The organism is Halomicrobium mukohataei DSM 12286, from assembly GCF_000023965.1.
GTDB classification, from domain to species: domain Archaea; phylum Halobacteriota; class Halobacteria; order Halobacteriales; family Haloarculaceae; genus Halomicrobium; species Halomicrobium mukohataei.
Window position 1 is genome coordinate 1,622,669 of the sequence record NC_013202.1, and the last position, 23,909, is coordinate 1,646,577.

Here is a 23,909-nt window from a genome sequence, read left to right on the forward strand (position 1 = left end):
TGTAGGTCTTTACCAGATCGACCGCACGACGGCGTGCGGTCGACTGGGTAAACGCCTACAACCGTCCGTATCACAGGAGACTTCCAGGTAGTCGACGCCGCGTTCGCGCGCGAGTCGCTCGACGCACTCGATGGCCGCAGTACCGTAGCCTCGACTTCTGTGGCCCTGCTCGACGAACAGATCGACGATCTGGAGGTACCTGTCCAGTGCCCGCGAGGGGTGTTCCCCTTCGCGTACGAGCACCGAGCCGACCGTCCGGCCGTCGACTTCCAGCAGGAAGGCCGTGGTGTCGTCACCGTCGACGTGGTGCTGTGCAATGCCCTCGACGACGTCCGCCGGATCGTCGTGAGCCAGTTCGTTCAGCTCCGAGTACGGCTCCATCTCGCTGGCCAGCTGGAACCAGTACTCGGCGAGCAGTTCGGCGTCGTCTCGGGTCGCCTCGACGAGGTCCATACGCCGGTCACAGAGCCGTCGTCGATAGCTGTTCTGGTGGTCTGGGAACCGGTCACACGCCAGCCGAGGTAGTGTTCAGAGAAGCGACGCGAGGGCTTCGGTGCCTGAATGACGCTACTCTCTCTTATCTGAACACCGCCCAGCCGACTCCCCGAAGGCATACGGACGGGGCCGTCGAAGGGCCGGCCATGGATCTGCAGACACTCACGGACCGACTGGACGAGCGACTCGACACGGCGGCCTACGCCGATCTGGACGCCAGCCCGAACGGACTCCAGGTCGAGACCCGCTCGACCGAGATCGAGCACGTCGCCGTCGCCGTCGACGCCGCCGAGGCGACCGTCGAGGCGGCCGCCGACGCCGGGGCCGATCTCCTGGTCACACACCACGGTATCGTCTGGGGCGGGATGGAGCGACTGACCGGGACCCACTACCGTCGGATGGCTCCCCTGATCGAGCACGGCCTGGGGCTGTACGTCTCCCACCTCCCTCTCGACGGCCATCCGGAGTTGGGCAACGCCGCCGGAGTCGCAGACCTGCTCGAACTGGACGACCGGGCTCCCTTCGGCGAGGTCGGCCCGGAGTACATCGGCCAGCGCGGACGGGCAGCCAGCAGCTACACCGCCGAGGACCTCCGATCGTCGCTGGCCGACGAACTCGACACCGCCGGCCAGCCCGTGCAGGTGCTCGACTTCGGCCCCGACGAGATCGAGGACATCGCGATTGTCACCGGCAGCGGCAGCGACTGGATCGGCGAAGCCGCCGAGGCCGGCGTGGACGCGCTCGTGACCGGCGAAGGCAAACAGAAAGCCTACCACGAGGCCCGCGAAGCGGGGCTGACGGTCGTACTGGCCGGCCACTACGCCACGGAGACCGTTGGCGTCCGATCCCTCGCCGCGCTGCTCGAAGAGTGGGGCCTGACCACGACCTACGTCGACCACCCGACCGGACTGTAACGACCACGACGGACCGCATCCCTCAAGCGCCCTCGGCGGCCACTGTCCGCCGATGGACGCGCCGGTCGAGTTCGACGCGATCGACGATCACGACGACCTGATCGCGTGGTCCCGTGCCTACTGCAAGCACGCTCGTCGCAAGTGGCTGGTGGACGTGCGCCTCGACCTCGTCGAGTGGACGGTCTCGACGCGGGCCCGCCGCCGCGCCGCCGCGGTCAGACACCCCCAGATCGACGACGCCACCGTCGGCGACGCCCTGGACTGGGACGCCGTCCCCGACGCCGACGGCAGGCCGCTCCCCTGTACGCTGTCGCTGACCTGGGACGCGTTCCGCGAGTTCTCGCAGGCGGAGTGGGCGTCGACGCTGCGCCACGAGCTGATCCACGTCGAACAGTACCAACACTGCGCCACGACCGGCCACGGCGCGGCGTTCCGGTGGCGCGCCGAGACACTCGACACCGAGGTCCACTGCCAGACGTTCGCCGACGCGCGCTGGACCTTCGAGTGTCGAACCTGTGGCACCGTCGTCGCCCGCCGCTACCGTGACTGCCCGTTCGTCCGCGAGTACGACCGCTACCGCTCGGACTGCTGTGGGGCACAGCTTCGATGCGTCGAACGATCGGAGTGAACCCTGTCGAGGACGAGCATCTACCGGCGTTGCTCCGCGAATCGTTCAGCCGATCTCTCGCGGTGTCCATCTACCGAATCTCCTGTACTGTCGGCCGTCCATCTGTGACCGATTTCGCCACACGGGGTGGCGAATGTCGTCACGAAGTTATAGCCAACAGTAGCAGGCGAGTTCGTTCTGTGGGCATGGTCCAGGACCGTCTTCGGATCGTCCAAATGCGGAGCATCGGCCGTGACGAAACCGGGATTCGGCTAGCCGGGCAAATACGCTCACGGATCCGGTTTTCTGAATCCGTGGCCGAGATGTCGATACTACTGGCCGATAACCTTCGGCGGGGTCGAGCGAGGGGTTTAATCCTCGCGGTCGTGTCTGCTATCATGCTTCCGTGGTTAGGGCACGGAAGCCACAGCGGGCCGGTGTTGCAGCACCGGGCCCGCGTTTTCCGAACTGTTGCAGCAGTCCGGGTGACCTCCGTGGCTAATTATTCTCCTACATCACAATAATAGTTTCTAAACTTGTAATGTTCTCAATCACATTAACACAGGCAACCAGAGTTTATATGACCCACACAACCGATAGACGGCACAATGGCGGGTCGAAAACCAGACGTAACCGATGAGGAGATCATCGCAGTACTGTCTCAGGCTTCTGATCCTGTTCTATCTACGAACGAAGTTGCCGAGCAGCTACCGATCAAATCAAATGCGACACAGATCCGACTGAAAGAGCTCCGTTCGGCGGGTCGTATCAGCGGAAAGCAGGCTGGTCGAAGCTGGGTCTGGTGGGTTGATAAATAGATATGTATTAATGGCAGTATTTATTCTATGTCTAAGTCACTCTTTAATATATCTTCTTCAGACAGTTCCTCTTTCATTAGCGAGTGAGCGAATCCTATTATTTCACTGGACTCATTCTGGGAGACAGTTTCCATATCATGGACTACGTTATTGCGCTTTTTTCTCATTTTATTAAGCGAATCGTATTGGGTATTTGATATGGCGTTGCTCATTTCCAAAACCTCAATTTTATGCGTAGAAGTCCAATTTGCACTAGAGGTCACCTTCTTTCGCCGGTCGTGATTTACTCCAACTGTATTTTTAAGATGAGAATCTAAAAATTGGTTAATATGTTGTTCTATAGCGATCCAAGTCAGGAGGTAAGATTGTCTAAATTCTCCATTTTTATGATGAGTGTATGCCTGGAGTAGCGATTTTGCTTTTTCCTGCAAATCCTCATCGGCACATATCGACTCTGCCAAATCAACGACGGCTTCCAAAGTTTCGGTCTCAACTATATCGCGAGATACCAGATCTCTTGAACGGAAATGATCTTCATTTTGGACATTATAATATGGTTCGATGATTTTCCGCTCAATTCGTTCAGGAGATCCAATAGGACGTATCTCAGTTGTATCGTCCTGGGATTCAATTCTGACTTCTACAAGATCATCAACTGTCGCAGCTAGGAATGGTTCAGTAGTGTATAGGGATGCTGAAAAGATAGAATTTAGTATATTTAATGCCTTCTGAGGATCAGACTCGTCGACACAAATAAATCCATCTTGTCGAATATATACATCTATTTCCTGTATATTTAAATTCAACTGAGCTTCCTTCTCACGATTTGGCTCATTTAGAATCTTATCTTTGAACGATTGCTCTGGTTCAGAGCCAACCCAAATCGGTTTGTAAAAATATGTACCCAACCCATCGCGGTCCCTCTCTGGAGGTGATGAATCCGGTTCTTCGGTCGATCTATCTTCATCAACCGAGTCAAATAAACCCTCTAATTGAACAATAGAGATATCTGTTGGGTCTAATTCCAAAATGTCGCCTATTATCACATAGCCCCAGCCGAACCGCCCAAGATCGAGTTGGGTGTATGCACTTTTATCATAGTCTTGGAATATTGAGTCTTCTACGGTTTCAACGAAAACTGAAAATAAGTCTCTTAACAGGCGGCGACGCTTCACTAAACCAGTACCATCGACGTCTCGTCTATGTGATATGCGGCTTTTTTCGACCGGTTGCTGCCACCGCGGAGATTCCAAGACTGAATCTGCCTCTTCTATAAAGTTTTTACCATCAAAGGGACCATTTATGATGATTTCAAAATCATCCCGGTTGTCGTCATGAGTCTTGACAAGGGCGTAAGCGGGTATAGGGTCCTCAATATAGAATATCTCTAATTGGATTGGTTTCCGAAAATCCATCCCTCTATATGTTTTAAATATCCCATCCATTTCTTCGACATCTTCTGGATAATATTCTTCAAAATCACTTACTAGGTCCTCTAAATAATCCTCCAACTCAGACTCACTGGACATATAACCTTCAGATGAAACTTGACCGTATAGTATTTTCCATACAGTTAATATATTCTATGTTTTTATGATGCTAACATCAGGCTGCACTGCGGCGAGGCCGGGATCGTCAAGGTCGTCTCACTGTCTCCAAACGTTGGGAGACTAGCTCTATAGAATATATCGGGTTTATAAGAGTGAGAACGTGAGGATACTCACTACACTCACTCCGAATATCGTAATATCTGGGATGCCATCTAAAATTTTCTCGTGTAATGTCTTTCTCTCCGCAATGAGCTCCGCTCGTTGCTTTTGTTTTATCTCAGAAGCTATCTCGTCAATCGTCTCCTCGACGCCCGGATCTAAAGCATCATATTGCTCTAATGTCTGGCGCTTGGATCTCAATTCTCGCGAAGCTGCACGGCATTGTTCCAGTTGCAGTTCTTGAGAGCTTGTTGGTGGTCTATCTCGAGACCGTCGTAATTCGGCTATTTCATCCTCAGAAAGGCCGATCTGCGACATACTCTCATCTATAATCCATGATCTAATAAGTCTGGCTTCAGGACTATATATCAGCAACCGGAGGATCTTTCTCCCGATCTACGACGGGTACGTCGTCATCGTCGTCGGCACAGTCCTCCACGGCTTCGAGGTCTTGCTGACCGTCGCCCAGCTCGTCGCTGGGGAAGTCCCAGTACGCATACGCACCAATGTAGTCGACGATACACCGGAATGTGGCTTCCTCGGGCAGCGTTGAACGCACCTGCGGCTGTTCCACGTCCGAGATTGCCCGCTCGACGGCGGCGTCGAGATCGTCGAGGTCGTCCCCTGCCGACGGGCGAGGTCGTCACGTATCTCGCCCTCGCTCCCCGCTTGTACGGAGTCGAGCGAACACCAGCGGACGGCTTCGCGAACGCCGGGGTCCTGCGTGCGGTCGTTCGGGTCGATCCCCTCGGTGATCGCTTCCGAGCAGGACCAGAACACCGGTTCGTCGCCCCGTACAGCGCGAGCTTCCACGTCGCCGCTGTGTCGGCGTCCGACTCTCTGTCGTCCTCGGACGCCACAAAGGACTCCGTGGCGTCGAGCAGCGAGCCAGCGGCTCGAGAGGAAATGCGACGCCGAAAACGGTGAAGTGGGACCGCCGAGCCAAGCCACAAAATCGACAGACGGCGTTACGATGGTTCGATCTGCTGTGTGGATGTGGTGGGTTCATGATTCGCTTGGAGTGTCGAGTTGCAGGTCGGTGATGTAGGGGCGACGGCGCTGTTCCAACCGCTGGCGCTCCGTCGCCTGGTCGTAGTACTTCTCGATGACTTCGAGCGTGGCGTTCACCCGCTCGCCGACGATCTCCGCCGGCAGGCCGCAGTCGCGTTGCCACGTGATGCTCCCCGTCCTGATCCGGTGGGGAGAGAGCGACGACGGGCACTTGCTGGCGTGGTGAACGTGGACGTACTCGCAGGCGTCCCGCTCCTCCCCGTGGGGACAGGGACCGAACAGGCACGGCTGCGTGGCCAGATACGTCCACACACGTAGCGTGTTCTCGGACGAGCGACCCTGCGTCGTCGTGAACAGCGGCTTCCGTCCGCTGCCGTCGTGAGAGGTCTCGCGATAGTGCTCGATGTAGTAGTCCAGCACCTCGCAGACCGATTCCGGTAGGCCGACCGCTCGCTCGCCGTCCGAATCGTTCTTGAGCGGCGTGCCATCGCGGTGGTGGAACGTCACGAAGCGCTCGGCGCTGTGGTAGTCTCGCAGGTCGAGACTCCGAGCTGCACCGACACGGCAGCCGGTGAACCACAGCAGTTCGAGCACGGCGTGCTTCGCCGTCCCGTACCGCTCCGGCGTCTCACGGAACGACCGAATCAGGGCCGCGGCGTCGTCCGGGTCGAGCATCTCGTCGTTGGAGCCCTCGCCGTCGGGGATGCTGGGGACGTGGACCTTCTCCGGCAGCCCGTCGTCGACGACACCGATACGGGCCAGGTACTCCAGCCAGTTCTTGAGCGTCTGCATCTCGCCGTTCAGTGTCGACGCAGCGAGGTCCTGACCGCGTCGGTGGGTCTCGTACTCGTCGAGCGTCCACCCGGTCAGGTCGCTCATCGCCTCGATCCCCTCCTTCTCCTCCGTCCAGTCGACGAAGATCTTCAGTCGGTACCGCCACGACTTGACGGACTCCGCTGCCGACTCCGTCTTGCGGTGGTTCAGGTACCTCTCCATCGCTTCGCGAGGGGACAGGTCCGGCGCGTCAGTCATCGGCGACGACGGCTTTCCCGGCCCCGTCGTCGGGCTGCGCTCGGTCCAGGTCGTCGGCGTCGGCGACGCGCTTCCCCTTCACGTAGACGCGCTCTTCGTCGCTCTGGTCGTAGTGCTCGGTCCGCACTTCGCGGATACCGCCGATCCGATGAGGGGGAAGCTTGCCTTCTCGACCGCGCCACTCCGTGAACGAGACCCACCCGCTCGACAGCGTCTCGTAGTTGGCGACGTAGACCGGCCCCTGACCGCGCACGTCGACGTAGGCCGGCGTGTAGGTGTCGGGCAGCCGCTCGGGGTCGACGCGGTCGCTCTCGGCGTCGATCTCGCCGCCGTCGGGTAGCACCCGCTGCTTGCGCTTGACGATCTTGCCGGCCCGCGAGATCAGCAGGTGCTCGCTCTCGTCCGTGTGGTGAGTCCATGTCTCGCCGCACTCGGAGCACTCGACGGCGGCCTCGTCCTGCTGGAGAGTCCCGTCACACAGCACGCGAGGGCAGTCGTCGCCGTCCCAGATCTGCTGGGTCACCGTCATGGGCCGCTCTCCTCGCTGTCGTCACGCTTTTCGTCGTCGCCGTCGTCGTCAAAATCAGGGGCCAGCCGGGCACTGGACATGTTAGGCGGCCCCCGTTTCGGACTCGTCGATACTACCGTTCTCGTCCCGGCAGAGTACCGTTTCAGGCGTGTCGAAAGGTGAATCCGTAGCCTGTCGGATGCAGTGGCGGATGTACTCTGCTCGGCTCATATTGTGCCGATCCTTCTCTTCCTCGATCTGCATGAGCATGGCCGGTTCCATACCCACGGTCACATTTGCATGTGGCATGCATGAATGACTGATTAGCTCCTGCAAGTTATAGTTTACGAGAGACCTAAAAACATTCAAAGACTATCGAGGCAAACATCCGAGAGCAATATCAGTCATGCATTCATTCACTCAGACATGCGCTATTCGGGCGACTGGATGGTACTCGCAGATGACCGGATTCTCGAATACATCCGCGAAAATGAATCTGGTCGCCCAACTGCGATGGCAGAAAGCGGGTACGTCCGGTATTCACGTCAGTATGTCCACCAGAGATGCAAGAAGCTCACCAAGCACGGACTCCTGAAACATCTCGGCAATGGGGTCTACATCATCACAGAACGCGGAGAGGGTTATCTGAACGGCGAGATCGACACGTCCGAAGACGCACCGGACGAGGTGGAGCCAGTCTTCGACGAGGACAACGGACCAAGCGTCGGGGAGAACCACGAGCAGGTCTAAGAGATGAACGAGAGAAAGTCGGCCCACTGGATGAAGCAGCTGGACGAACGAATCTTAGAGTACATCGACCGGGACGGAATGGCGACTCCCCGGATGATGGCCCGCGACAGGGCTTTCACAGCGTCGCCAAGTCACATCTGGGAACGGTGCCAGATGCTCTACTACATTCGGTTCGTCGAGCCGATCTATAGCGACATGTACGACCTGACGACGGACGGGATGCTTTATCTTCAGGGGAAGATCGACGCCGATCACCGGCCAAAGCCGACTGTTGAGCGAGTCCTAGGAGGCTAAATGTATGTTTATAAATAAAGTTTTCACTTGCCAAAAAATTGATTCTGGAGAGGAATCTGGGGAAGAGGAAGCTGAAGTTATGATTGACGACGATAGTGGTAGTATCGATTTCCAGATGAGTCACTATGATGTTAGTGAAACTGGCAAAAGAGAGGCGCACGACGTAGAGGCCCAAGACATTCAAAGACGTACCCTTGAGCGAATGTTAACAGTAACGTCTGAATGGCTGGATTCGGACGTTAAAGGATCAGTCAGTGTCAATTTAGGAGAGGTATCGGGAGTATATGGTCAAAGAGGCCATGAAGTAGCGGTTGGAAGAGAAAGAATCAATTTTGACCTACATGTTTCAGTTAATGATCGAGGAGTTTGGTTTGGGGATCAAGATTTGGGGTTATACAAGATCCCAGCAGGCCCAAAGAAAGACGTAAATAAAAACACATACAATAATCTATACAATATCCGTCAGTTCCGGGATTTATTGGAGGAGTTTCTCTACAGCTACGGCAGAGAAAATAGAGATGATCAAGATGTTGGTAGTTTCAGCTACCCAACCTCTGAATTAGATGATGAACTCATTGAGCGTGTTCTCCCAAAGTATGATCGGGGAAATTTTGGCGACGCTGTTCAGACAGCGGGTAAAATTGTTGAAGAACGTGTTCGGCAAAAATCTCCGGAAGAACTCAAAGAGAAGGATGGGAGCGAGCTTATTCAGGAAGCAACCAAGTCGGGTGGACCTCTCTCATTTGGAGAACGATCTGCGGAGGAACAGGGTGTAATGTTTCTGTATGCAGGCTCATATCAAGCAATCAGGAATCCGCTTAGCCATCGGTCTCCAGATCAGTCAAAAGAACGGTATTTAGATGATCTTGGGAAAGAAGAGGCCCACAATATAATATCATTCGTCAATCTTCAACTCCGGTTTTTAGACCAATATGCCAGTAGCCCCTGAAGCAAGAGCTGAAAACATATTTGACGTAATCACACATGGGGTTGCGCGTCGAGAAAATGGCTTCCTCCAATATGAACACGAGACTGGGTGACTCCGTGTTCATATTCGCCGGTCGCCCTCGATCGTGACCACGAATCTCCTCGGCAGTTCAGCACTTCACCCCCAAATCGGGCCGAAATGACCCGTCCAGTGAGTCGAAAAACTAGGATTCTGTGGTCGTGTTCATAGATATCAGACACCGTTTAGCTTTCACGATTATTATACGCTCTTGTGAAGCACGTTGTTGATTTTCAGAGTGCGGCGTTGAGAGCATGTTTGAGTGCTTCGTCACCTGGTTTTCTGTAGAGTTCACGGCGGAGTTCGAAGGCTCTGAGATACGGCGTTAGCTTGTCTTTCGAGACGCCTCGATGGGGCGAGAGCCACCGTCGCGTCAGCGACGCGTGGCTCTCGCAGCCGTTGACGTGTACTTCGCCATCAGCGTATTCACCGTCGCTGTGGACGACGTATTTGCGGGTGAATGAGTCGTCGTCTTCTAGTGGGTCGTAGGCCCGAAATCCGTCCGTATAGACGGTCAGTGACTCCTCTTCGTGGTCAGCAAGCAGGAGTCGAACGGTCGATTCGTCAGCGGATTTCGCTGGCACGACGTACCGCTCGTCCGAACCACGATCGACGAGCGTGAACACCGGCGGTTTGTCGCCGTCGTACGATCCCCGTCCACGCGTGGACAGGCCACGCGAGCGCGACTCCTGGTCACGCTCGCGGCCTTTGAGACCAGCAGAGACGTACACTTCGTCGATTTCGACCGGTCCAGACAGCGTAATCGAAGGCGCGTCGAGAGTTCTGGCGAACTGCTCGACGTGCCGTCTCACCGTCCGGTAGGAACAATCAAGCTCTGCCTCGATTTGCCGAATACTCGTGTTGAACCGTAAGAACACGTAGATCGTGAAGTACCATTCTTTGAGCTTCAGCTTCGAGTGAGCGAAGATCGTGTCGGTCTTGTCGTTGAACGTGCGACCGCAATTCTTACACAGATACCGTTGATACACCCGGTAGCTGCCGTTTCTGACCGTCAGGTCAGAACGGCAGCGGGGGCACTCGACGCCATCACGCCAGCGAACCTGTTCCAGCAGGTCCGCTGCAGCCGATTCCGACACGAACCGGCTTATTGGGAACATATCGGGCACCGCTAGCGCGGTGCCCTTGCCCTCTTCGACTTTCAGCTCCAGCCATCGCTATCAACAATCTCCTTCGCAAGAGCGTTATTATATGTCTGCCCGAATCATATACTATCAGATCAATATTTTAGTTAAATCTGTGAAGAATATACGGAGTTTGTATTCAAAGAGATTCGAAATCTATTGTTAGAGTCGATAAGAGTCATAATTTTGGTGTCCCGCCTTCAGGTCCAATGCCACAAGTGGCATTGGACCTACAGACTACATAAAACTTTCCTAGTCTCAGAACCGTAACGGAACTCGATATGTTGGTGGCTCTGAGCTACTGTTTAGACCTATCCGTGATCGTCTAGTAGCTGAGTAGCCTAGTGGCCTAGTAATTTATCAACTAGCAACCGCTTGTCCTAGACACGCTAATGAGCACCTTCGACGAAGACAAGAAACACGAGCCGGAACTTGGAAACGGTGATAGCCTCTCTGAGCGGCTCGATTCTATTGATCTCGATGAAGACGATACCTGCTCTACTGACGATCTTCGGGACAAACTCGATCTGTAGCGGACTTATTGATGGGGGAGATAGAAGCCGTCGAGAATGTTGAGGAGTGGGTGTTGAGAGACCTCAAGAGTTCGAGTTTTAGTGATGAAGAACGGGAAGATGCAGTTGAGGGGATAGAGAAGGTCGAAAAAGATCTTGTCACTTGGGGACGGCCGATTCTGAAAGTTCTAACAATCGTAGAGCACACGGGTGACAAGACGGTCTATCGGTATCGAGATGATCCGCTTAGGCTCTTCTTCATCCGAAAAGGAGAGACTATGTACTGTATCGGCGTCGGAAAACGGAAAACGACGTACGATCGGGACTTGGATCAGTTCAGTGATCGAGCAGACAACCATCCACCCTGATTACAGCCACTCGACTTTCTCCCGCTCCCGAAGCTGTGCCTCGGGGCTGTGCGTTCCCCGGTAGTGGTCCAGGAACGTCTCCAGGTCGTCCCAGCCGCCCCAGTCGCAGACGACCATCGCGTCAACGTCGGCCGACCGGAGGCTCGTCGCCCACGTTCGTCGGAGATCGTGCATCCCGACATGTTTCCAGCCGGGTTCACTAGTCTCCTCAGCCAGTTGATCGCGTGCTCTGGATATCCAGCGACGTAGTGACCGTTTGCTGGACTGAATCACCGGTTCATCAGTCGGCTCCTCACGGATGTCTCCCACCGTTCGTATGGTTGTCGCTAAGTCGGAGGGAATCGGCGTCTCACGGTAGTGTCCAGTCTTCGCTGATTCCCACACCCGAAGCATCTTCCCAGCATCCGTATCTGCGACGTGATCGGGAGCGACACGCACAACTTCGTCGGTTCGAAGGCCACAGTGGGCCGCCAGTTGGATAGCTACGCGCCACTCGGTTTCATCGGAATGGTCCAGCAGTTGATTGACCTCTCGTTCAGATAACCATGCCTTCATTCCGTCTTGTTTTTCGTATTCTTCGAGGTTCATCTGTTGTCCGGTAATTCTCCTTTGCGGTCAGAAATCCTAGAAAGTTCCGGTCGTGGACCCCCAATCAGGGGCCAGATGGGGGTGATTCTGTCCGACTCTGTGCCGAGAGGCGGACACCAGAAGAGCAAAACTGTCGCAGAAAAGCTTGGGTGTGATCCTTCAGTAGGGGTTCACTGCGCTATTCAGGCGTGTGACGCCGTCGATCGAGTCGAAGTCGTCGTCGAAGCTATAGATATACTCGATGTTCTCAGACTCCATGAACGCAGTCTGCATACTGTCGCCGAAGTTCAGGCCGGGATAGCCACGAAACAGGGATCGACCGAGGCCGAAGTTCTTCTTCGGATTGTACTGCAGCTCGAAGTGTGCGCCCTGTACGAAGCGGTCGAGGAGGTCGACGGCGCGGTCATGGCCTTTTCGCTCCTCGACGAAATTCAGCGTCTCAAGCAACGCTTCGTTGGTGATGACGCCATCGGGCAACTCTCCGTAGTCGATCCCGCGCAGAATCTCCAGTCCACGCTGGTGGTCAGCGTCGTCACGATCCGCCGCAGCAATGAGGGCAGTGGCATCTAAGAGTGCCCTGCTCATCGCTCCTCTCCGCTCGTGTTGTGGGCGGTCCCGCCGTCTCCTCCCATCGACATGGGTTCGAAGTCATCGAAGACACCTTCGCGCTGGTGGACGACCTCCACCATCACGTCGCCCTCTTCGACGGTCCAGCGGATCTTGTCTCCCGCTTCGATGCTGAGTGCCTCTCTGATCTCGGAGGGGATCGTGACGCCACCACGTTCACTCACGGTCGTCTCGTCGCTGGTTCCCATATTGATAGCCATGTGCTGTGGTCAGTTAAGCCTCATGTGGTTTCTCATGTGCCACGCTGGGGAAAGAACACAGGAGCTTCACGACCTGCTCCGCTTCCTCTCGTCGCCGTCGACGGCGTCGGCCATCGCCTCCTGCTCGTCGGTCCCCGGCGGGGGCCGGTACGGGAGCTTGCTGGCGACCGCTCGCCCGAACCCTTCGAGCCGCTCCATCCCGTAGCGGGTCGGGACGGCCATGCCACCGAGGAACATCAGCAGGCCGAACGCGACCGTCTGCGTGTCGGGGAGCGCAGGTAGGACTGCCTGCATCACGATCCCTCCCCGATTGCGTCGGCGTCCACGTCGTAGGTCGGCCCCTCGTCGTGAACGCCGAAGGCCCGCAGGAGCGCCCTGAGCCGCTTGCGGTTCGATCGCGACCGCTGGGCCGTCCGTCGCAGCACCTCCAACTGTGCGAGCTCGATAGCGACCAGCACGGACAGCAGTGCCGCGACCGTCCCAAGACCGATGCTCATGCCCATTAGAGCAACCCTCCGATGGCGTCCCCGGCGTCCTCGACCGTGTCGGCCGCGCCGCCGGTCGCCCAGCTAAAGCCGTTACCGGCCGCGTCACCAGCACCCTCGACCGTGTCGGCAGCGCCGCCAAGCCACCAGTCCATCCCGTCGCTGACAACGTCGCCGGTGCCGTCGGCCACGTCCGTCGCACCGTCCCAGCTATCGCCAGCAGCGCCGCCCACGTCATCCGCGGCATCCTGTGCGCCGTCAGCCACGTCGCTGCCGACGGTGACGGCAGTGTACACGTAGTACAGTAGCCCGAGACCGATAACCACCATGAGGATCTGCCCGCCGCGAGACTCCGCGACCTGACGGGCATCGGCGCTGCCCTGCTTGGCAACATCGGCCACCTCGTCGGCGTTATCGGCGAGCGCGCCGCCGGCCGCTGCTGCCGCTGGAGCCGGACTCACCGCGACCACCCCCAGATCGCGACCAGTAGCGCGATCGCCCCGACTGCACCGACTGCCTCGATCGGCAGGCCGGCCGGACCGGTCGGTGATCTGTCTGAGGAATCCGACGTGTCGGTACCGGGCGTCCCGTCGCCCGGCCAGTCGGTCGAGCCATCCGGAGCGGTGGTCCCTCGATCCGCCTGACTGGAGTTCGGAGTGCCGTCAGTCCTGCTATCCGGTGTGGTCACCACCGCATCGGCAGATCCGTCGCCATCGGTGTCCTCGACGCCCTCAGACGGGCCAACAGTCGTGTCGCTGCTGCCCTCGTTGCGGCCGCTGATGATCGTGTGATCCGAGCCGTTCGTTCCTGAGCCCGAATCTGGGTTCGGGTCCGGGGGCGAATAACCGTCGTCGCGCGAGTCGTCAGTCTGCCGGTCGATGAGGTCCTGTGTCTGCTCCGATCCGCGACTCGACGACGAACTGCTCGGCGACGAGCCGGTGCTGTCGTCTGACTCGGAGATCGCCCCGTCGGGGCTGATATCCTTCCCGGTAGCCTGTTCCCATCTCTCGACTGCGTTCATCGCTCGATACCTCTGCTCTGAGTGTTGCTGTCGTTCATAATTGTATCACCATAGATTCGGTGCCGGTAGTCGGTCACGAGAGGGACCCTCCGAGATTACCCCCACGGCCGACGCTGAGCCCCTTGAGCTTCACCGGATCGAGGACGATCTGCGCAGTATCGTCCAGCGGCCCGATGGGCTCTTGGAGAGGGTTGCCGTCGTCGTCGACGGCGGGATTGAACCACGTGTACCGGACACCGTCGGGGCCGTTGGCTCTCCGGGCCACGCCCATGAACGTGGTGTAGGTCGTCGACAGACAGGGCAGATCGCCCCGAGCGTCGTCGTCGATCGCGGCCGCCGTCGGGAACACGCCGGCAGACATCACCCACTCGACTTCCGGCAGCGGGTTGCCGTCCGGATCGACTACCTCCACAGCGACGGGCCGGAAGGCTGCGGGAATGAGGATCCCACTCTGGTCGGTGCTCTCGGCGTGATCTCGACGGCGGTGGGGCCGCGGTCGGACCGTGTCGGTCGTCGCCGCCCCAGCTGCATGGCCGGTGCGCTCTGGCCGCGGCCGCACTGTGTCAGCCGTGACAGCCCCCGACGGGGCTACCCTACGGGACGTGTCGGGCCGGTTCTGGCTCGACGTGGCTGCCGAGGCCGACGTGGCCGTCCGCGAGTCGTCGCTGTCGCTCAGCGATCGGGCACTCGCCGCCGTCGGTGCCTCTGTGAACGTCGCCATCGGGTCACTCCATCGCGATGCCGACCTGTGCCACGTTGTGTGCCTTGCACAGCTTGTACAGGTTGTTCGCGCTCTCGTCCTGGATCGTGTCTTCGTGGCTGGCGTCGTCGCCCGATTCTTCTCGAACCCACATCGAGTGCGTCCCGATGATGGCGTCATTCCCGTCGTTGTTCTGGTACTGGCCCGAACACACCACGTTGTCCGTCGTCGTGTAGTTCGCGAAGTTGTTGTCCGGGTTCACCTGCCCTCGACCGTGCTGGCTGCTGCCCGATTGCGTTCCGGGCATCGCGCTCAGGAAGTTCGTCCAGTTGCGTGAGTGGCGGTCATCGTAATCAGTGTCGTAACACTGTGCGTGCCAGAGAACTGCGTAATTGCTCTCTCGGTTGGCGGCCGCGTCGAAGTCCCAGGTCTCTGCGAGTCGGGCCATCCCGATCGCCATATCTTCGTCGTTGCCGTCTCCGACGTTCCGCTCGACGTAGAAGGCCCACCCGTCGGTGTCGGAGTAGTCGAGATAGTAGCTCACGCTGTCCCCTTCGTCGATGATCTCTCCGCCCCTATCGTCGGGCGCATATCCCATCGGATCATCATAATCGTCTCTGCCGGTCTCAGCAGCCACGTCGTGCGCGTAGCGATCGGCCCACGTCGAGTTTGCCGAGTCCCAACTGGGACCGTGTTCCATTCGGATCGCTCCAGCGTACCCATTGTCGAGTACGAAAATCTGGAAACACTCGCCGTTCGGTGCGCTGATGACGAACCACTCCCCGTCGGCGATGCTCTCGGCGTCGCCGTTCGCTGAGGTGTCTTCGAGCGACCAGTTGGTCATCCCGGCGATGTTGTCTCTGAGTGCCGCCAGTGCTTTGCCCCACGTCGTCGCGATTGGTCCTTCGAAAGTCATGTTATCGTAGTGCCAACACTTTCAGAGTGGTGTCGGCGTCACTCTCGGTCATCTTTCGGTACCACAGCTTTGAGGCGTTGAGTCCACCGGGTGGGCTGAGCGAAAACGGCGCTTCCGAGGCCGTCAGCGGGATCTCGCGGTTGGTCCCGGTCTGCTGGAACGAGACCAGCACCGGCCCATCGAAGCCCCACACGGTGACCGTATCGGCGGGGAACCCCCAGTCGAGACTCTGCTGGCCGACGCCGTCGACGGCGACCGGCACCTCAGTCACGAAATACGTCGGCTCGTCGCTGGTGCTGGTCTCGCCGAGATACTGGTCGCCACGCTGGTCGAGCAACAGCGCGAGCAGGAGCCGGTCCGTGTCGCTCTCCAGCAGATCCTCGTGCCAGGAGTCGGCTCCGATACCGTACTCGGACAGCACCCGCTCGATGACGCTGTCAGGGCCGACAGTGCTCATTGGCTCATCACCACGTCGTTGCTGTTGTGAATCATATCGTACCGTCCTCCATCGCCGTGTACAGCAGCAGTACGAGCATGCACAGGGTGCTGGCCAGCAGCAGGTCGTCTCGGTTGATCGGACGCCCCCGGAGGATCTCGTCCAGCGCCGAGTCGTCCGGTCCGTACTGTTGGCCGTCTCGCTGACCAGTGCTCGTCGTCGCTGCTGCGGTGCGTGGCTCTCCGGGTGGATTGCGACCGGTGCCAGATGCTTCTCGTCCGGTTACGTCTCGTGTAACAAGTCCGCCGGACGGCACGGCTCTACCTCCGTGCCGCGTCAGTCGCCACTGCCTGCTTCAGCCCGTCGATAGGGCCTTCTGCTCCGCGGACAGGCAGGTCAGTGAGCGCGTTCGTTGCGACCACCTCAGTCCCCGATCCGTTCGCGTCCGTAGCGAACGCGACCGTGTACGGGGCCGTGATGGTGAGTGCGAGCGTGAAGTCCGCCGGAATGAACGGATGGAGCGGGGACTGATCGGCGTCGACGGTGATGGGCTCTTTGCCCTGGTCCCGACGGTGGATCATCCCCATGTCTGCCGAGAAGAGAACGTCCGGCGTCCCGTTGGGTGCGACCTTCTGAATCTCCACGAGCGCCTGCGCACCGCTCGTGTAGTAGATCGTGAGCGTGTTGTCCGTCCCGTCGTCCGTGTAGGTGATCTGGTCGGCGGCGTAATCGACCGAGTCCGGTTGAACGCGGTTGTCGCCCTTGTACATCACCACGGAGTCGGTGACCACGCTCGAATCGATCAGTTCGTGAGTCAGGGGGAACGTCTCGGCGTCTCCGGCGTTTCCGTCGGTCGTGAACGTCTCGCGAGCCACCAGCGACAGGTCGAACGGACGGGTTGCGTCGACGGACAGCGCCCGCTTGGGCTGGTACTCCGCGACGGTCGTTGGCTGTCCGGGCGATCCCGTCGAGAAGCTGAAGTCACCGTTCGTGATGTTGTCGCGGCTGGTGTTGGCCTCCCGAAGACGCTGCATGATCTGCTCGTTCATGCTGTTAGTCCTCCGCTCGGACGGTCACGGCCTTGCGGTCGATCTCCAGGCGCGAGTTGTCCCAGTCGATCTGCTTCGACGATCGGATGGCGACCTGTACCTCCTCGAAGTCGAGCACGACCAGGCCGTCCCCGTTCAGTTCGGTTCGAGTCTGTTCTCGGTACTCCTCGTTCTGCTGTTCCTTGAGCGAGAGCGTCCGGTACTGTCGGATGTTGCTCAGGCGTTCGCTCACGATCATCGGCTGATCCCGACTCGGGGTGTCCCACCGCAGGAACACCTCGGTGTCGCGAGGCAGGTCGTTCCCGTCGGCGTCCTTCAGCTCGGCGTAGATGGGGACGCCAGAACCGCCGTACACGTGATTGTCGATCTCGATGACGAGCCCGTCGACGGGCGACCACGTGAGGATCGTGCTGTCGGTGTCTGGGATGTTCGTCTCTTCCGTCGCGTCGACCTTCGCGCTGCCGAGGTTGGTCAGACTCTCCGACATCAGTTACCCTCCGAGACCCGAGCGCGGAGTTCCTCCAGAACGTTGATGCCGCCGCCGATGGCGACCTTCCGGCCAGCGCCACCGTAGAGCGCGCCGCCAGCGGCGACTGTCGCCCCGTAGGCTTCGTTCGGGAGGTCCCGTCCCATCTTGTTCTCGACTGCGTACTGCACAAGTTCCGGTGCCATGTACCCGCCGCCGATGAGGGCCACGTCCATCACGTAGTCCTCCGAGGCGAGCGTGTCGATTGCATTACTAAATTCCATGCAATCCGGATGTGTGGGTGTAGAGCCTTCAACGAGCCACGAAACGAGGAATAACGGATACTGCCTCGTACAGCACCATGCTGTACACTACTTCAATACGGAGCAGCGTCCATCAACACGCGGACCACTTCGGCGTTGCTCGGCCGGCCCCCTGGCCGTTGCTGCTCGATCGTCTCGCGGAGCTGCTCGAAGTCCTGGCTGTCCGTCCCCTGGAGAGTGATTTGCGTTCTCATTCTGGCATCTTGATGCTCTTACCCGGCGCGCCGACGTGCTCGCTGTCCATGTCGACGTTGGCCGAGTTCATCCGTCGCACTGTGCCGCTGTCGTCCGAATAGATCCACTCCGAGCCGGTGACTATGTCGCCGTCCGTCCACTTCCGCACCGAGACCGGCCCTCCGTCGTCGGCGTGGAGGTCGTCGGGAAGGCCCGGCACGCGGTGGCCGCCCGACCGGTGAAGGTCCTGCGGGTAGTCCACTACACCGCCGATCTTTGAGAGGTCGCGGTCGCTCTCGAAGCCCCCGAGTTTCCGGGCGGTACACTGGGCGATGATCGTCTCTGCCAGCTCTGAGAGCCGTTGAGTTACCCAGATACTCGACTGGCCCTCGCCGCGCCCGGTCGTCGCCAGCCCCTTGATGGGGTCGAGGAGCTTCGCCTGTTGCTGGGCAACGAAGTGGGCTTCGTCGATGACCCACAGCACCGATAGGGACGACCGCCGACCGGCACTGATCGCCTTCGCACAGACCGCTCGCCACTGTTCAGGCGACAGGTGCGAGTGGCGGGCCAGCACGACGTTGCCGTTCTGCTCGATCAGCTGCCGGAAGTGATCGGTCGACCACTGCTCGGCTTCGACGGGGCCGGCGATCCAGTGCTTGGCCTTCCCGGCCTTGACGAGACCGCGGTACTCGTCCTTGTAGTCCAGCAGCACCACGCCGTCGTACTCCCCGAGGTTGCTTTCCGTGGTCGCCTGACAGACGTAGGACTTCCCCCATCCGCTCGCCGCTGCGAGGAGCAGATTCACGCCCCACACCCCGCGAGTCCGAGAGACGAACCAGCCAGCCACGCGATGGCACCAAGTAGGCCGATCAATTCGCCGTCACTCATCGTCGCCATTGCCCTCCTTGACGTGCTCGCCATCGAGCCGGAGCGTGTCGCCGCCGGAGGTCCTGATGCGCCGCTGCTCGCCGTCCTCGATCACGTCGAGATCCAGGTCGGTCAGAACAGCGTGGTCCGGGTACTCGTCGGGATCGGCAGGCTGGTCGCTCCGAGCCTGCGAAACCAGCAGATCGAGCAGTAGCGCGACGATCAGCACCCACGCTACGGCTTCGGCCGTCTTCCTCACCTGTCTGGTCGTCGAGGGCAAGTTCACATTCATGCCAGCGCCTCCGTGTTCGCGTAGATCGCCTGTTCTGTGGCCTCACTCGGGCCGGCCAGCAGGTCGGTAACGGCCCGCCGACGGTCCCACTCGACCACCGCCTCCTCGAACCGATCGAGCGAGACGCCCCACTGTGCGCTGACGTGTCGATCCGCCAGCGTCCGATCCGCTTGTCCTTCGATCCCCGCCTGGTGTCGCACCGCGTCGGCCCAGCGGGCGATCTGGTCCTGCCACTCGCCTGGCTCCATCTCCGCGTAGGTCGCCAGTATCGCCGGGTCACTCACGTCGAGATCGTCGGGAGCACACCGCGACAGCCAGATTTCGGCCAGCGAGGGGCCGCCGGGGGTCCGGGCGGCAATCACGTCGCAGAGTTCGGCCACGCGCTCCTCCACGTCGAGGTCGGTCACGCTGTCGTCGGGGTCGATCCCCAGCCGCTCGCGCTGGTCGAGCACGGCCGCCCGCTGCTGGGCTTCGATCTCGGCCAGTACTCGGGCGTGGGCCGTGATCCGCTCGGAGTTGTGAGGGTCGTTCAGGTCGCCTTTCATCTGCCGTAGCTGCTTCATTCGCTCCATCATAGCTGTAGGTTCAGGTCGTCGGTGAGGTCACTGATCGCGTCCTGTGCCACGTCGGTCTCGGTGAGTACGATCACCAGCGCGAGGCCGGCGGTCCCGATGGCCACCTGCTTGCCCGGCGAGAAGTCCATCTCCATACCGCTCTCCGCGAGCCACTGGTCGACCGCGTCGTCAAGCTCGACCGGCGGCGACCGGGCCAGTTCCTCGATCGCTTCGGCGTCCTTGCTGGTCTCTCCGTCGCTGGACTCCGCGATCTCCCCCAGCAGTAGAGAGAGCATCATCACGTACTGGTCGCCCCACGACTCGCCGTCTGGGACGGTCGGCTGTGCAGTGCTCTCAGTGTTCTCGTCGTCGCTGGTGTCGCCCTCGTCGTCATCCTGTTCGTCGGCCCCAGCGCCAGCTTCCTCCTCGATGGCGTCGGTATCGAGGTCGAGGTCGTCGAGGTCCACGTCGGCCCGCTCGTCGTCCTCAATCGCCGGCCGGTCATCTTCGGTCTCCTCCGGCTCCGGTTCGGGATCCGGAGCCTGCTCCTCGGGCTGCTCCTCCTCGACGGCGTCAGCATCCGCGCTCATCAAAACACCTCCTCGGGTGTTTCGCCGTCGTCTACGGGTTCGGCGGCCGTGCTCTCCACCTCGATCGGTTCCTGCTCGTCGTCACTGTCGGAGCTGGTCGCGAGCGCCACGACCACCGCGAGCAGCACGGTCCCGACGAGGATCACCGCCCCCGAGCGGCCGCTACCACCGCTTTGAGCGTGGTCGTCCTGATCGTCCGTCCCGCTGCCGTTGGTGCTTTCACCACTGCTCTCCCCGCTCGTTTGCTGTAGCTGTTGCTCGTACTCGTCGGATTGGTCCATCTCGTCGCCCTCCTCGGGCTGCTCGTTTCCCGCTTCTGTGCCGCTGTCAACACCCTCTACTGGTGCTTCGCCCTGCTCGTCGTCCTCGTCTTCCTCGGTAGCGGCCGCTCCACCGGTGCCGGGCGGGTCGTCGTCGCTGTCACCGCTCTCGTCGACGCCCATCAGCGCCGCTCGAAGTGCTTCCATGTCCTCGTGAGCGGCGTCTTTCTTCGCGTTGATGTGCCGCCGGACACTCTCTTTGCTCTTTTCGCCGTCTTCGTTGTAGTCGCACCCCTCTGCGGGGCAAATTGGTCCTGTCATAACTCACTGATCGTCCCCTGTTCGGGGTCGTGAAACTGCTGCTGGTCGGTGCTCTCGGTGCCGTTCTCTGCCCCCATCGAGGGGTCGTCTCGTTCGTCGGCGAGGAGACCGCCCCGGTTGACCGGTGCTTCAGCGGTGCTTTCTCGCCCCTGAGCGGTGCGGGTATCCGCTTCGACTGCCAGTGCCGTCTGCTGGTTTTGCTGCTCTCGCTCCCCGGACAGGTCGACCTGCGCGCTTTCGGCCCCCTGAAGCACCTGCTCGTTCTCCGCTTCTGTGCTGCTGTCAGCACCCTCTACTGGTGCTTCGCCCTGCTCGTCGCTGTCAGTGCCGGCGACCACCTGCCGAATGTGCTCGCGGTCCCCCTGAGTGACGGGGTGCGAGTGGTCGCTGTGGTCGGCGTGGCACTCGTAGCAGTCGGCGGCCATCTGCCGGGCCAGGTCCATCAGGTCGGCCTGTGATCCCTCCAGCTTCTCGAAGTGAAGGGGCTGCTGGCCGACGGTCTCCCGAATCTCGTTGATTGTTCGGGCGGCCTGCTGTGCGTGGACCCATTCGTTGGCCAGCGTTTCGAGGGCGTCGTCGACGGCGTCGAGCGCCCCGAGGTAGCCGTTCCACGCCTGCTTGAGCGCGCCCTTCTGCTTGCCCGTCAACTCCTCGGACTTGACCGCCTCGCCCTGTTCTACCTCCTCGGGCTTCGAGGGAGCCGGGCGGTCGTCCGGTGCCCGCTGGGCCAGTAGCATCTCCTGCACGTCGTCGAAGTCGTACTGGCAGGTCTCGGTGAGGAACTCGCAGGCTTCGGGATCACCTGCCTCGCAGTGGCCCCGTGCGTGGTCGCATCGCTCGCCCTTTGCCGTCTGGGCAGCGTCAGCGGCCTTCTCGTCGGCACTCTCCTGCTCGTCGGTGCGCTTGCCGCTCTCGCGGCTGGCGTCGGCCATCACCTCGCGGTGTTCGTCGACAGTCAGAGTGCCGTCGTAGTAGCTCACCCAGTCCTCGACACCCTCGGACCGAGCGATCCCCTTGACCGCCTTCGCGTGGGGAACCGAGGCGCGTGCCTTCCCGAAGTCGATCCGGTCACGCTCGCCGTCACTGAGCGGCACCTGACCGGGACCGTCGCTCCCTTCGCCCCGACTGTCTTCTGCTTCGAGGCGCTCGGCGTCAAGCACATGGTCCGGCGTGTCGGCGTCGGAGTAGGCGACGGTCTTCAGCCGCCGGTCGTCGTCGGTACACAGATACTCCTCGTGTCGGTCTCTCGCGGCGTCTGCCGCGTCCTTGGTTCCATACTCGATACGTGTCGTCACGGGGGAGAAGTCACCACCATACCCCTAACCGGGACGTAGAACGTGTTGGGTGGCTGGACCACTCCGAGTACGAGTATATATTCGGATACAGACTTTTTACTAATCAGATTCTAGAAGGTTCCATGTCGCAGCGGCAAGTGAGATACAACGTTGGTCGGGCGCTGTCGGACAGTCCGGTGGTGCCCCTTGGTGATGCAAAAGCGCAGGAACAGGGCGGTTCTTCGGTCTACGTGCCATATCCGCAACCCCACGCCCGGAATCAGGGCATCGAGCAGAGTAGTGAAGTGGAGCTGGCACTGCTCGCTGGGACTGGGGTTATCATGGTCGCACCGTCTGGGTTCGACTGGGATACGCTCGAAAAGCAGGGTGAGCCGTTTACTGCCGGTCAGTAGCCGTGCTCACGTCGCGGCTGTTCCCGCCGTCCGCAACCGCGAATAAAGTCTGCTGTTCTTGGCGGCCTTCAACGGCTCGAAGAATGCTTTCGGATAGCTCGTGTGGGACTTTCGCACGTTCCGCTGGGTCGCGTGGGTACGGGTCTTCTGTGTTCGCACAGCCGCCGTGCGTGTTGGATTCGTGGCAGTCGTCGGCGTAGCCGCACCACCGATACTCGAAGCCCTGTGGGTGGTCTCCCCACAGGTCGGTGGGTTTCATCACGTCCTCTCCGTACTGGCAGTAGCTGACGGTGCCGGCAGGCTGACCGAGTATCCAGCGCAGCCGGCCGACGGGGTTTTCGAGGAACCAGTAGTCGGGCGAGATCGCCTTGATGAGCCCGACGATGTGGTGCGTGAGTGTGATGTGCTTCCGGGTCTTCGGGTGGTCCGGTTCCTTCGTCTCCGGGTTCCAGTACTTCTCCGACGGGCACGCCTTCGAGAACGTAGTACACGGCGGGCTGGCGAGGACGATGTCGGCGGCCGGCAGATCTGCCGGCCGGAGGTTGAGCACGTCCGCGCAGATGTCCGGCTCGAACTCCTCTTCTATCTCAACGGTGACGACTCGCCAGTTTTCGGCGTCCTCGAAGGCCGACGAGAACCCGCCCAGGCCAGCGCAGAGGTCCAGACAGATTCGTTCAGTCCCGCTTCCAGACTGCTCAGTCATCGGCCGGCGCACCTCCCTCGATGCCGAACTCGTCACGGGCGGTCAGCGGACGCACAGCAACTTTCCCGTAGACGACTGAGAGAAACGGCGTGTCGTCGAGTGGTTCCAGCACTTCCTCACGGATGATCTGTTTCGGCGTGTTCGGGTGGGTCTCCTCGCAGAGGATCGACTTCACTCGCTCTACACTGATGACCCGCTTTTGATCGCCAGCGAGTGCGAGGTAGGCGTCGGCGAGCGTCGGGTCTTCGGGGAGGAGGTACCGCGAGTCTTGCGACGACGGCAGGAATTCGTCGAGAGCATCACGGACCACATCGCTTTTCGTGGCTCCGTGCGCTTCGATGTACTCGTCGAAACGGGCAGCGAGAGCGCCGGAAAAACGTGCTTCGGCCCGTGCCTCTGCCTTGTGCCGGTCGGCGGTCTCGGAGTCGCCGGGCAGTCGACTTCCGCGGGACCCGCTCATGGTTTCCTCCGATCCGCAGATCGG

Annotated in this window: 38 protein-coding genes; 9 read left to right on the forward strand and 29 right to left on the reverse strand. The window is 60.0% G+C overall.

Annotation, left to right across the window (positions count from 1 at the left end; translation table 11 throughout):
* Window positions 1–9: 9 nt before the first annotated feature.
* Entirely contained in the window at window positions 10–453 is a 444-nt protein-coding gene (locus tag HMUK_RS08095; RefSeq protein ID WP_015762652.1) for a GNAT family N-acetyltransferase, read from the reverse strand.
* A 188-nt stretch (window positions 454–641) separates the two neighbouring features.
* Between HMUK_RS08095 and HMUK_RS08100 the strand changes: the two genes are divergently transcribed.
* From HMUK_RS08100 to HMUK_RS18085, 3 genes are all read left to right on the forward strand, one after another.
* Complete coding sequence (locus tag HMUK_RS08100) at window positions 642–1,409, forward strand: Nif3-like dinuclear metal center hexameric protein (protein ID WP_015762653.1); 768 nt, start codon at window positions 642–644, stop codon at window positions 1,407–1,409.
* Window positions 1,410–1,461: 52 nt separating this feature from the next.
* Window positions 1,462–2,037 carry a SprT-like domain-containing protein gene (locus HMUK_RS08105; protein ID WP_015762654.1) on the forward strand — a complete coding sequence of 192 codons (576 nt, stop codon included), beginning with the start codon at window positions 1,462–1,464 and terminating at the stop codon, window positions 2,035–2,037.
* Between the two features lie 587 nt (window positions 2,038–2,624).
* Complete coding sequence (locus tag HMUK_RS18085; protein WP_015762655.1) at window positions 2,625–2,834, forward strand: winged helix-turn-helix domain-containing protein; 210 nt, start codon at window positions 2,625–2,627, stop codon at window positions 2,832–2,834.
* A 20-nt stretch (window positions 2,835–2,854) separates the two neighbouring features.
* On the opposite strand, the gene HMUK_RS17165 is transcribed toward HMUK_RS18085, so the two are convergent.
* From HMUK_RS17165 to HMUK_RS08125, 5 genes are all read right to left on the reverse strand, one after another.
* Complete coding sequence (locus HMUK_RS17165) at window positions 2,855–4,363, reverse strand: hypothetical protein (RefSeq protein ID WP_015762656.1); 1,509 nt, start codon at window positions 4,361–4,363, stop codon at window positions 2,855–2,857.
* Window positions 4,364–4,528: 165 nt separating this feature from the next.
* Window positions 4,529–4,861 (reverse strand): hypothetical protein, encoded by a 333-nt coding sequence (locus HMUK_RS17170; protein WP_126967180.1) that lies wholly within the window; start codon window positions 4,859–4,861, stop codon window positions 4,529–4,531.
* 43 nt (window positions 4,862–4,904) lie between these two features.
* Window positions 4,905–5,117: a hypothetical protein gene (locus HMUK_RS17905; protein WP_049940782.1), complete on the reverse strand. Its 213-nt coding sequence runs from the start codon at window positions 5,115–5,117 to the stop codon at window positions 4,905–4,907.
* 431 nt (window positions 5,118–5,548) lie between these two features.
* A complete protein-coding gene (locus HMUK_RS08120) occupies window positions 5,549–6,586 on the reverse strand; it encodes a tyrosine-type recombinase/integrase (protein ID WP_015762657.1) in 1,038 nt (345 codons plus the stop codon).
* On the reverse strand, window positions 6,579–7,115 hold the full coding sequence (locus HMUK_RS08125) for a hypothetical protein (RefSeq protein ID WP_015762658.1): 537 nt from the start codon (window positions 7,113–7,115) through the stop codon (window positions 6,579–6,581). Before HMUK_RS08125 ends, HMUK_RS08120 begins: the two co-directional genes overlap by 8 nt.
* Before the next feature lie 405 nt (window positions 7,116–7,520).
* On the opposite strand from HMUK_RS08125, the gene HMUK_RS08135 reads away from it, so the two are divergent.
* Genes HMUK_RS08135 through HMUK_RS16755 form a run of 3 tightly spaced genes read left to right on the forward strand, consistent with a single transcriptional unit; the run spans window position 7,521 to window position 9,087 of the window.
* Window positions 7,521–7,844, forward strand: a complete 324-nt coding sequence (locus HMUK_RS08135; protein WP_015762660.1) for a MarR family transcriptional regulator — start codon at window positions 7,521–7,523, stop codon at window positions 7,842–7,844.
* Window positions 7,845–7,847: 3 nt separating this feature from the next.
* Window positions 7,848–8,138: a hypothetical protein gene (locus tag HMUK_RS08140; protein ID WP_015762661.1), complete on the forward strand. Its 291-nt coding sequence runs from the start codon at window positions 7,848–7,850 to the stop codon at window positions 8,136–8,138.
* A 4-nt stretch (window positions 8,139–8,142) separates the two neighbouring features.
* Complete coding sequence (locus HMUK_RS16755) at window positions 8,143–9,087, forward strand: TIGR02391 family protein (protein ID WP_015762662.1); 945 nt, start codon at window positions 8,143–8,145, stop codon at window positions 9,085–9,087.
* Window positions 9,088–9,377: 290 nt separating this feature from the next.
* Here the strand turns inward: HMUK_RS16755 and HMUK_RS08150 are convergent, their stop codons facing one another.
* On the reverse strand, window positions 9,378–10,262 hold the full coding sequence (locus tag HMUK_RS08150) for an IS1595 family transposase (RefSeq protein WP_012807489.1): 885 nt from the start codon (window positions 10,260–10,262) through the stop codon (window positions 9,378–9,380).
* Window positions 10,263–10,678: 416 nt separating this feature from the next.
* On the opposite strand from HMUK_RS08150, the gene HMUK_RS17585 reads away from it, so the two are divergent.
* A complete protein-coding gene (locus HMUK_RS17585) occupies window positions 10,679–10,819 on the forward strand; it encodes a hypothetical protein (RefSeq protein WP_015762663.1) in 141 nt (46 codons plus the stop codon).
* Between the two features lie 11 nt (window positions 10,820–10,830).
* Window positions 10,831–11,166, forward strand: coding sequence for a hypothetical protein (locus tag HMUK_RS08155; protein ID WP_015762664.1), 336 nt, complete (start codon window positions 10,831–10,833; stop codon window positions 11,164–11,166).
* On the opposite strand, the gene HMUK_RS08160 is transcribed toward HMUK_RS08155, so the two are convergent.
* The 20 genes from HMUK_RS08160 to HMUK_RS17755 form a co-directional block, all read right to left on the reverse strand.
* Window positions 11,167–11,754: a tyrosine-type recombinase/integrase gene (locus tag HMUK_RS08160; protein ID WP_015762665.1), complete on the reverse strand. Its 588-nt coding sequence runs from the start codon at window positions 11,752–11,754 to the stop codon at window positions 11,167–11,169. It abuts the gene before it with no gap.
* A gap of 159 nt (window positions 11,755–11,913) precedes the next feature.
* Window positions 11,914–12,339: a PIN domain-containing protein gene (locus HMUK_RS08165; protein ID WP_015762666.1), complete on the reverse strand. Its 426-nt coding sequence runs from the start codon at window positions 12,337–12,339 to the stop codon at window positions 11,914–11,916.
* Entirely contained in the window at window positions 12,336–12,569 is a 234-nt protein-coding gene (locus tag HMUK_RS08170) for an AbrB/MazE/SpoVT family DNA-binding domain-containing protein (protein ID WP_049940785.1), read from the reverse strand. Before HMUK_RS08170 ends, HMUK_RS08165 begins: the two co-directional genes overlap by 4 nt.
* A gap of 78 nt (window positions 12,570–12,647) precedes the next feature.
* A complete protein-coding gene (locus tag HMUK_RS08175) occupies window positions 12,648–12,875 on the reverse strand; it encodes a hypothetical protein (protein ID WP_015762668.1) in 228 nt (75 codons plus the stop codon).
* Entirely contained in the window at window positions 12,875–13,078 is a 204-nt protein-coding gene (locus HMUK_RS08180; RefSeq protein ID WP_049940786.1) for a hypothetical protein, read from the reverse strand. The genes HMUK_RS08175 and HMUK_RS08180 overlap by 1 nt, the downstream gene beginning before the upstream one ends.
* Before the next feature lie 5 nt (window positions 13,079–13,083).
* A complete protein-coding gene (locus tag HMUK_RS08185; RefSeq protein ID WP_012808001.1) occupies window positions 13,084–13,527 on the reverse strand; it encodes a hypothetical protein in 444 nt (147 codons plus the stop codon).
* Window positions 13,524–14,087 (reverse strand): hypothetical protein, encoded by a 564-nt coding sequence (locus HMUK_RS08190; protein WP_015762670.1) that lies wholly within the window; start codon window positions 14,085–14,087, stop codon window positions 13,524–13,526. Before HMUK_RS08190 ends, HMUK_RS08185 begins: the two co-directional genes overlap by 4 nt.
* A 73-nt stretch (window positions 14,088–14,160) precedes the next feature.
* Window positions 14,161–14,808: a hypothetical protein gene (locus HMUK_RS08195; protein ID WP_015762671.1), complete on the reverse strand. Its 648-nt coding sequence runs from the start codon at window positions 14,806–14,808 to the stop codon at window positions 14,161–14,163.
* 4 nt (window positions 14,809–14,812) lie between these two features.
* Entirely contained in the window at window positions 14,813–15,703 is an 891-nt protein-coding gene (locus tag HMUK_RS08200) for a hypothetical protein (RefSeq protein WP_015762672.1), read from the reverse strand.
* A 1-nt stretch (window position 15,704) separates the two neighbouring features.
* Complete coding sequence (locus HMUK_RS08205) at window positions 15,705–16,160, reverse strand: hypothetical protein (protein ID WP_015762673.1); 456 nt, start codon at window positions 16,158–16,160, stop codon at window positions 15,705–15,707.
* A gap of 299 nt (window positions 16,161–16,459) precedes the next feature.
* Entirely contained in the window at window positions 16,460–17,188 is a 729-nt protein-coding gene (locus HMUK_RS08215) for a hypothetical protein (protein ID WP_015762675.1), read from the reverse strand.
* 4 nt (window positions 17,189–17,192) lie between these two features.
* On the reverse strand, window positions 17,193–17,675 hold the full coding sequence (locus HMUK_RS08220) for a hypothetical protein (RefSeq protein ID WP_015762676.1): 483 nt from the start codon (window positions 17,673–17,675) through the stop codon (window positions 17,193–17,195).
* Window positions 17,675–17,938, reverse strand: a complete 264-nt coding sequence (locus tag HMUK_RS08225) for a hypothetical protein (RefSeq protein WP_015762677.1) — start codon at window positions 17,936–17,938, stop codon at window positions 17,675–17,677. The genes HMUK_RS08220 and HMUK_RS08225 overlap by 1 nt, the downstream gene beginning before the upstream one ends.
* A 92-nt stretch (window positions 17,939–18,030) precedes the next feature.
* Window positions 18,031–18,171: a hypothetical protein gene (locus tag HMUK_RS17590; protein ID WP_015762678.1), complete on the reverse strand. Its 141-nt coding sequence runs from the start codon at window positions 18,169–18,171 to the stop codon at window positions 18,031–18,033.
* Window positions 18,168–18,956: a type IV secretory system conjugative DNA transfer family protein gene (locus HMUK_RS08230; RefSeq protein ID WP_126967128.1), complete on the reverse strand. Its 789-nt coding sequence runs from the start codon at window positions 18,954–18,956 to the stop codon at window positions 18,168–18,170. Before HMUK_RS08230 ends, HMUK_RS17590 begins: the two co-directional genes overlap by 4 nt.
* A 75-nt stretch (window positions 18,957–19,031) precedes the next feature.
* Entirely contained in the window at window positions 19,032–19,310 is a 279-nt protein-coding gene (locus HMUK_RS08235; protein ID WP_015762680.1) for a hypothetical protein, read from the reverse strand.
* On the reverse strand, window positions 19,307–19,873 hold the full coding sequence (locus HMUK_RS08240) for a hypothetical protein (protein WP_226928622.1): 567 nt from the start codon (window positions 19,871–19,873) through the stop codon (window positions 19,307–19,309). Before HMUK_RS08240 ends, HMUK_RS08235 begins: the two co-directional genes overlap by 4 nt.
* Window positions 19,874–19,881: 8 nt before the next feature.
* A complete protein-coding gene (locus HMUK_RS08245; protein WP_015762682.1) occupies window positions 19,882–20,454 on the reverse strand; it encodes a hypothetical protein in 573 nt (190 codons plus the stop codon).
* Window positions 20,454–21,035, reverse strand: a complete 582-nt coding sequence (locus HMUK_RS08250) for a hypothetical protein (protein ID WP_015762683.1) — start codon at window positions 21,033–21,035, stop codon at window positions 20,454–20,456. The genes HMUK_RS08245 and HMUK_RS08250 overlap by 1 nt, the downstream gene beginning before the upstream one ends.
* Entirely contained in the window at window positions 21,032–22,330 is a 1,299-nt protein-coding gene (locus tag HMUK_RS17755; protein WP_015762684.1) for a hypothetical protein, read from the reverse strand. The genes HMUK_RS08250 and HMUK_RS17755 overlap by 4 nt, the downstream gene beginning before the upstream one ends.
* Before the next feature lie 122 nt (window positions 22,331–22,452).
* On the opposite strand from HMUK_RS17755, the gene HMUK_RS08260 reads away from it, so the two are divergent.
* The gene (locus HMUK_RS08260; protein WP_015762685.1) at window positions 22,453–22,722 is read left to right on the forward strand and encodes a hypothetical protein; all 270 of its coding nucleotides are present in this window, start codon (window positions 22,453–22,455) and stop codon (window positions 22,720–22,722) included.
* Here HMUK_RS08260 and HMUK_RS08265 read toward each other — a convergent pair.
* Together HMUK_RS08265 and HMUK_RS08270 are read right to left on the reverse strand one after the other, a co-directional pair.
* A complete protein-coding gene (locus tag HMUK_RS08265; protein WP_015762686.1) occupies window positions 22,706–23,425 on the reverse strand; it encodes a DNA cytosine methyltransferase in 720 nt (239 codons plus the stop codon). The two genes, HMUK_RS08260 and HMUK_RS08265, sit on opposite strands and share 17 nt — an antisense overlap.
* Complete coding sequence (locus HMUK_RS08270) at window positions 23,418–23,885, reverse strand: hypothetical protein (protein ID WP_015762687.1); 468 nt, start codon at window positions 23,883–23,885, stop codon at window positions 23,418–23,420. The genes HMUK_RS08265 and HMUK_RS08270 overlap by 8 nt, the downstream gene beginning before the upstream one ends.
* Between the last annotated feature and the right edge of the window lie 24 nt (window positions 23,886–23,909).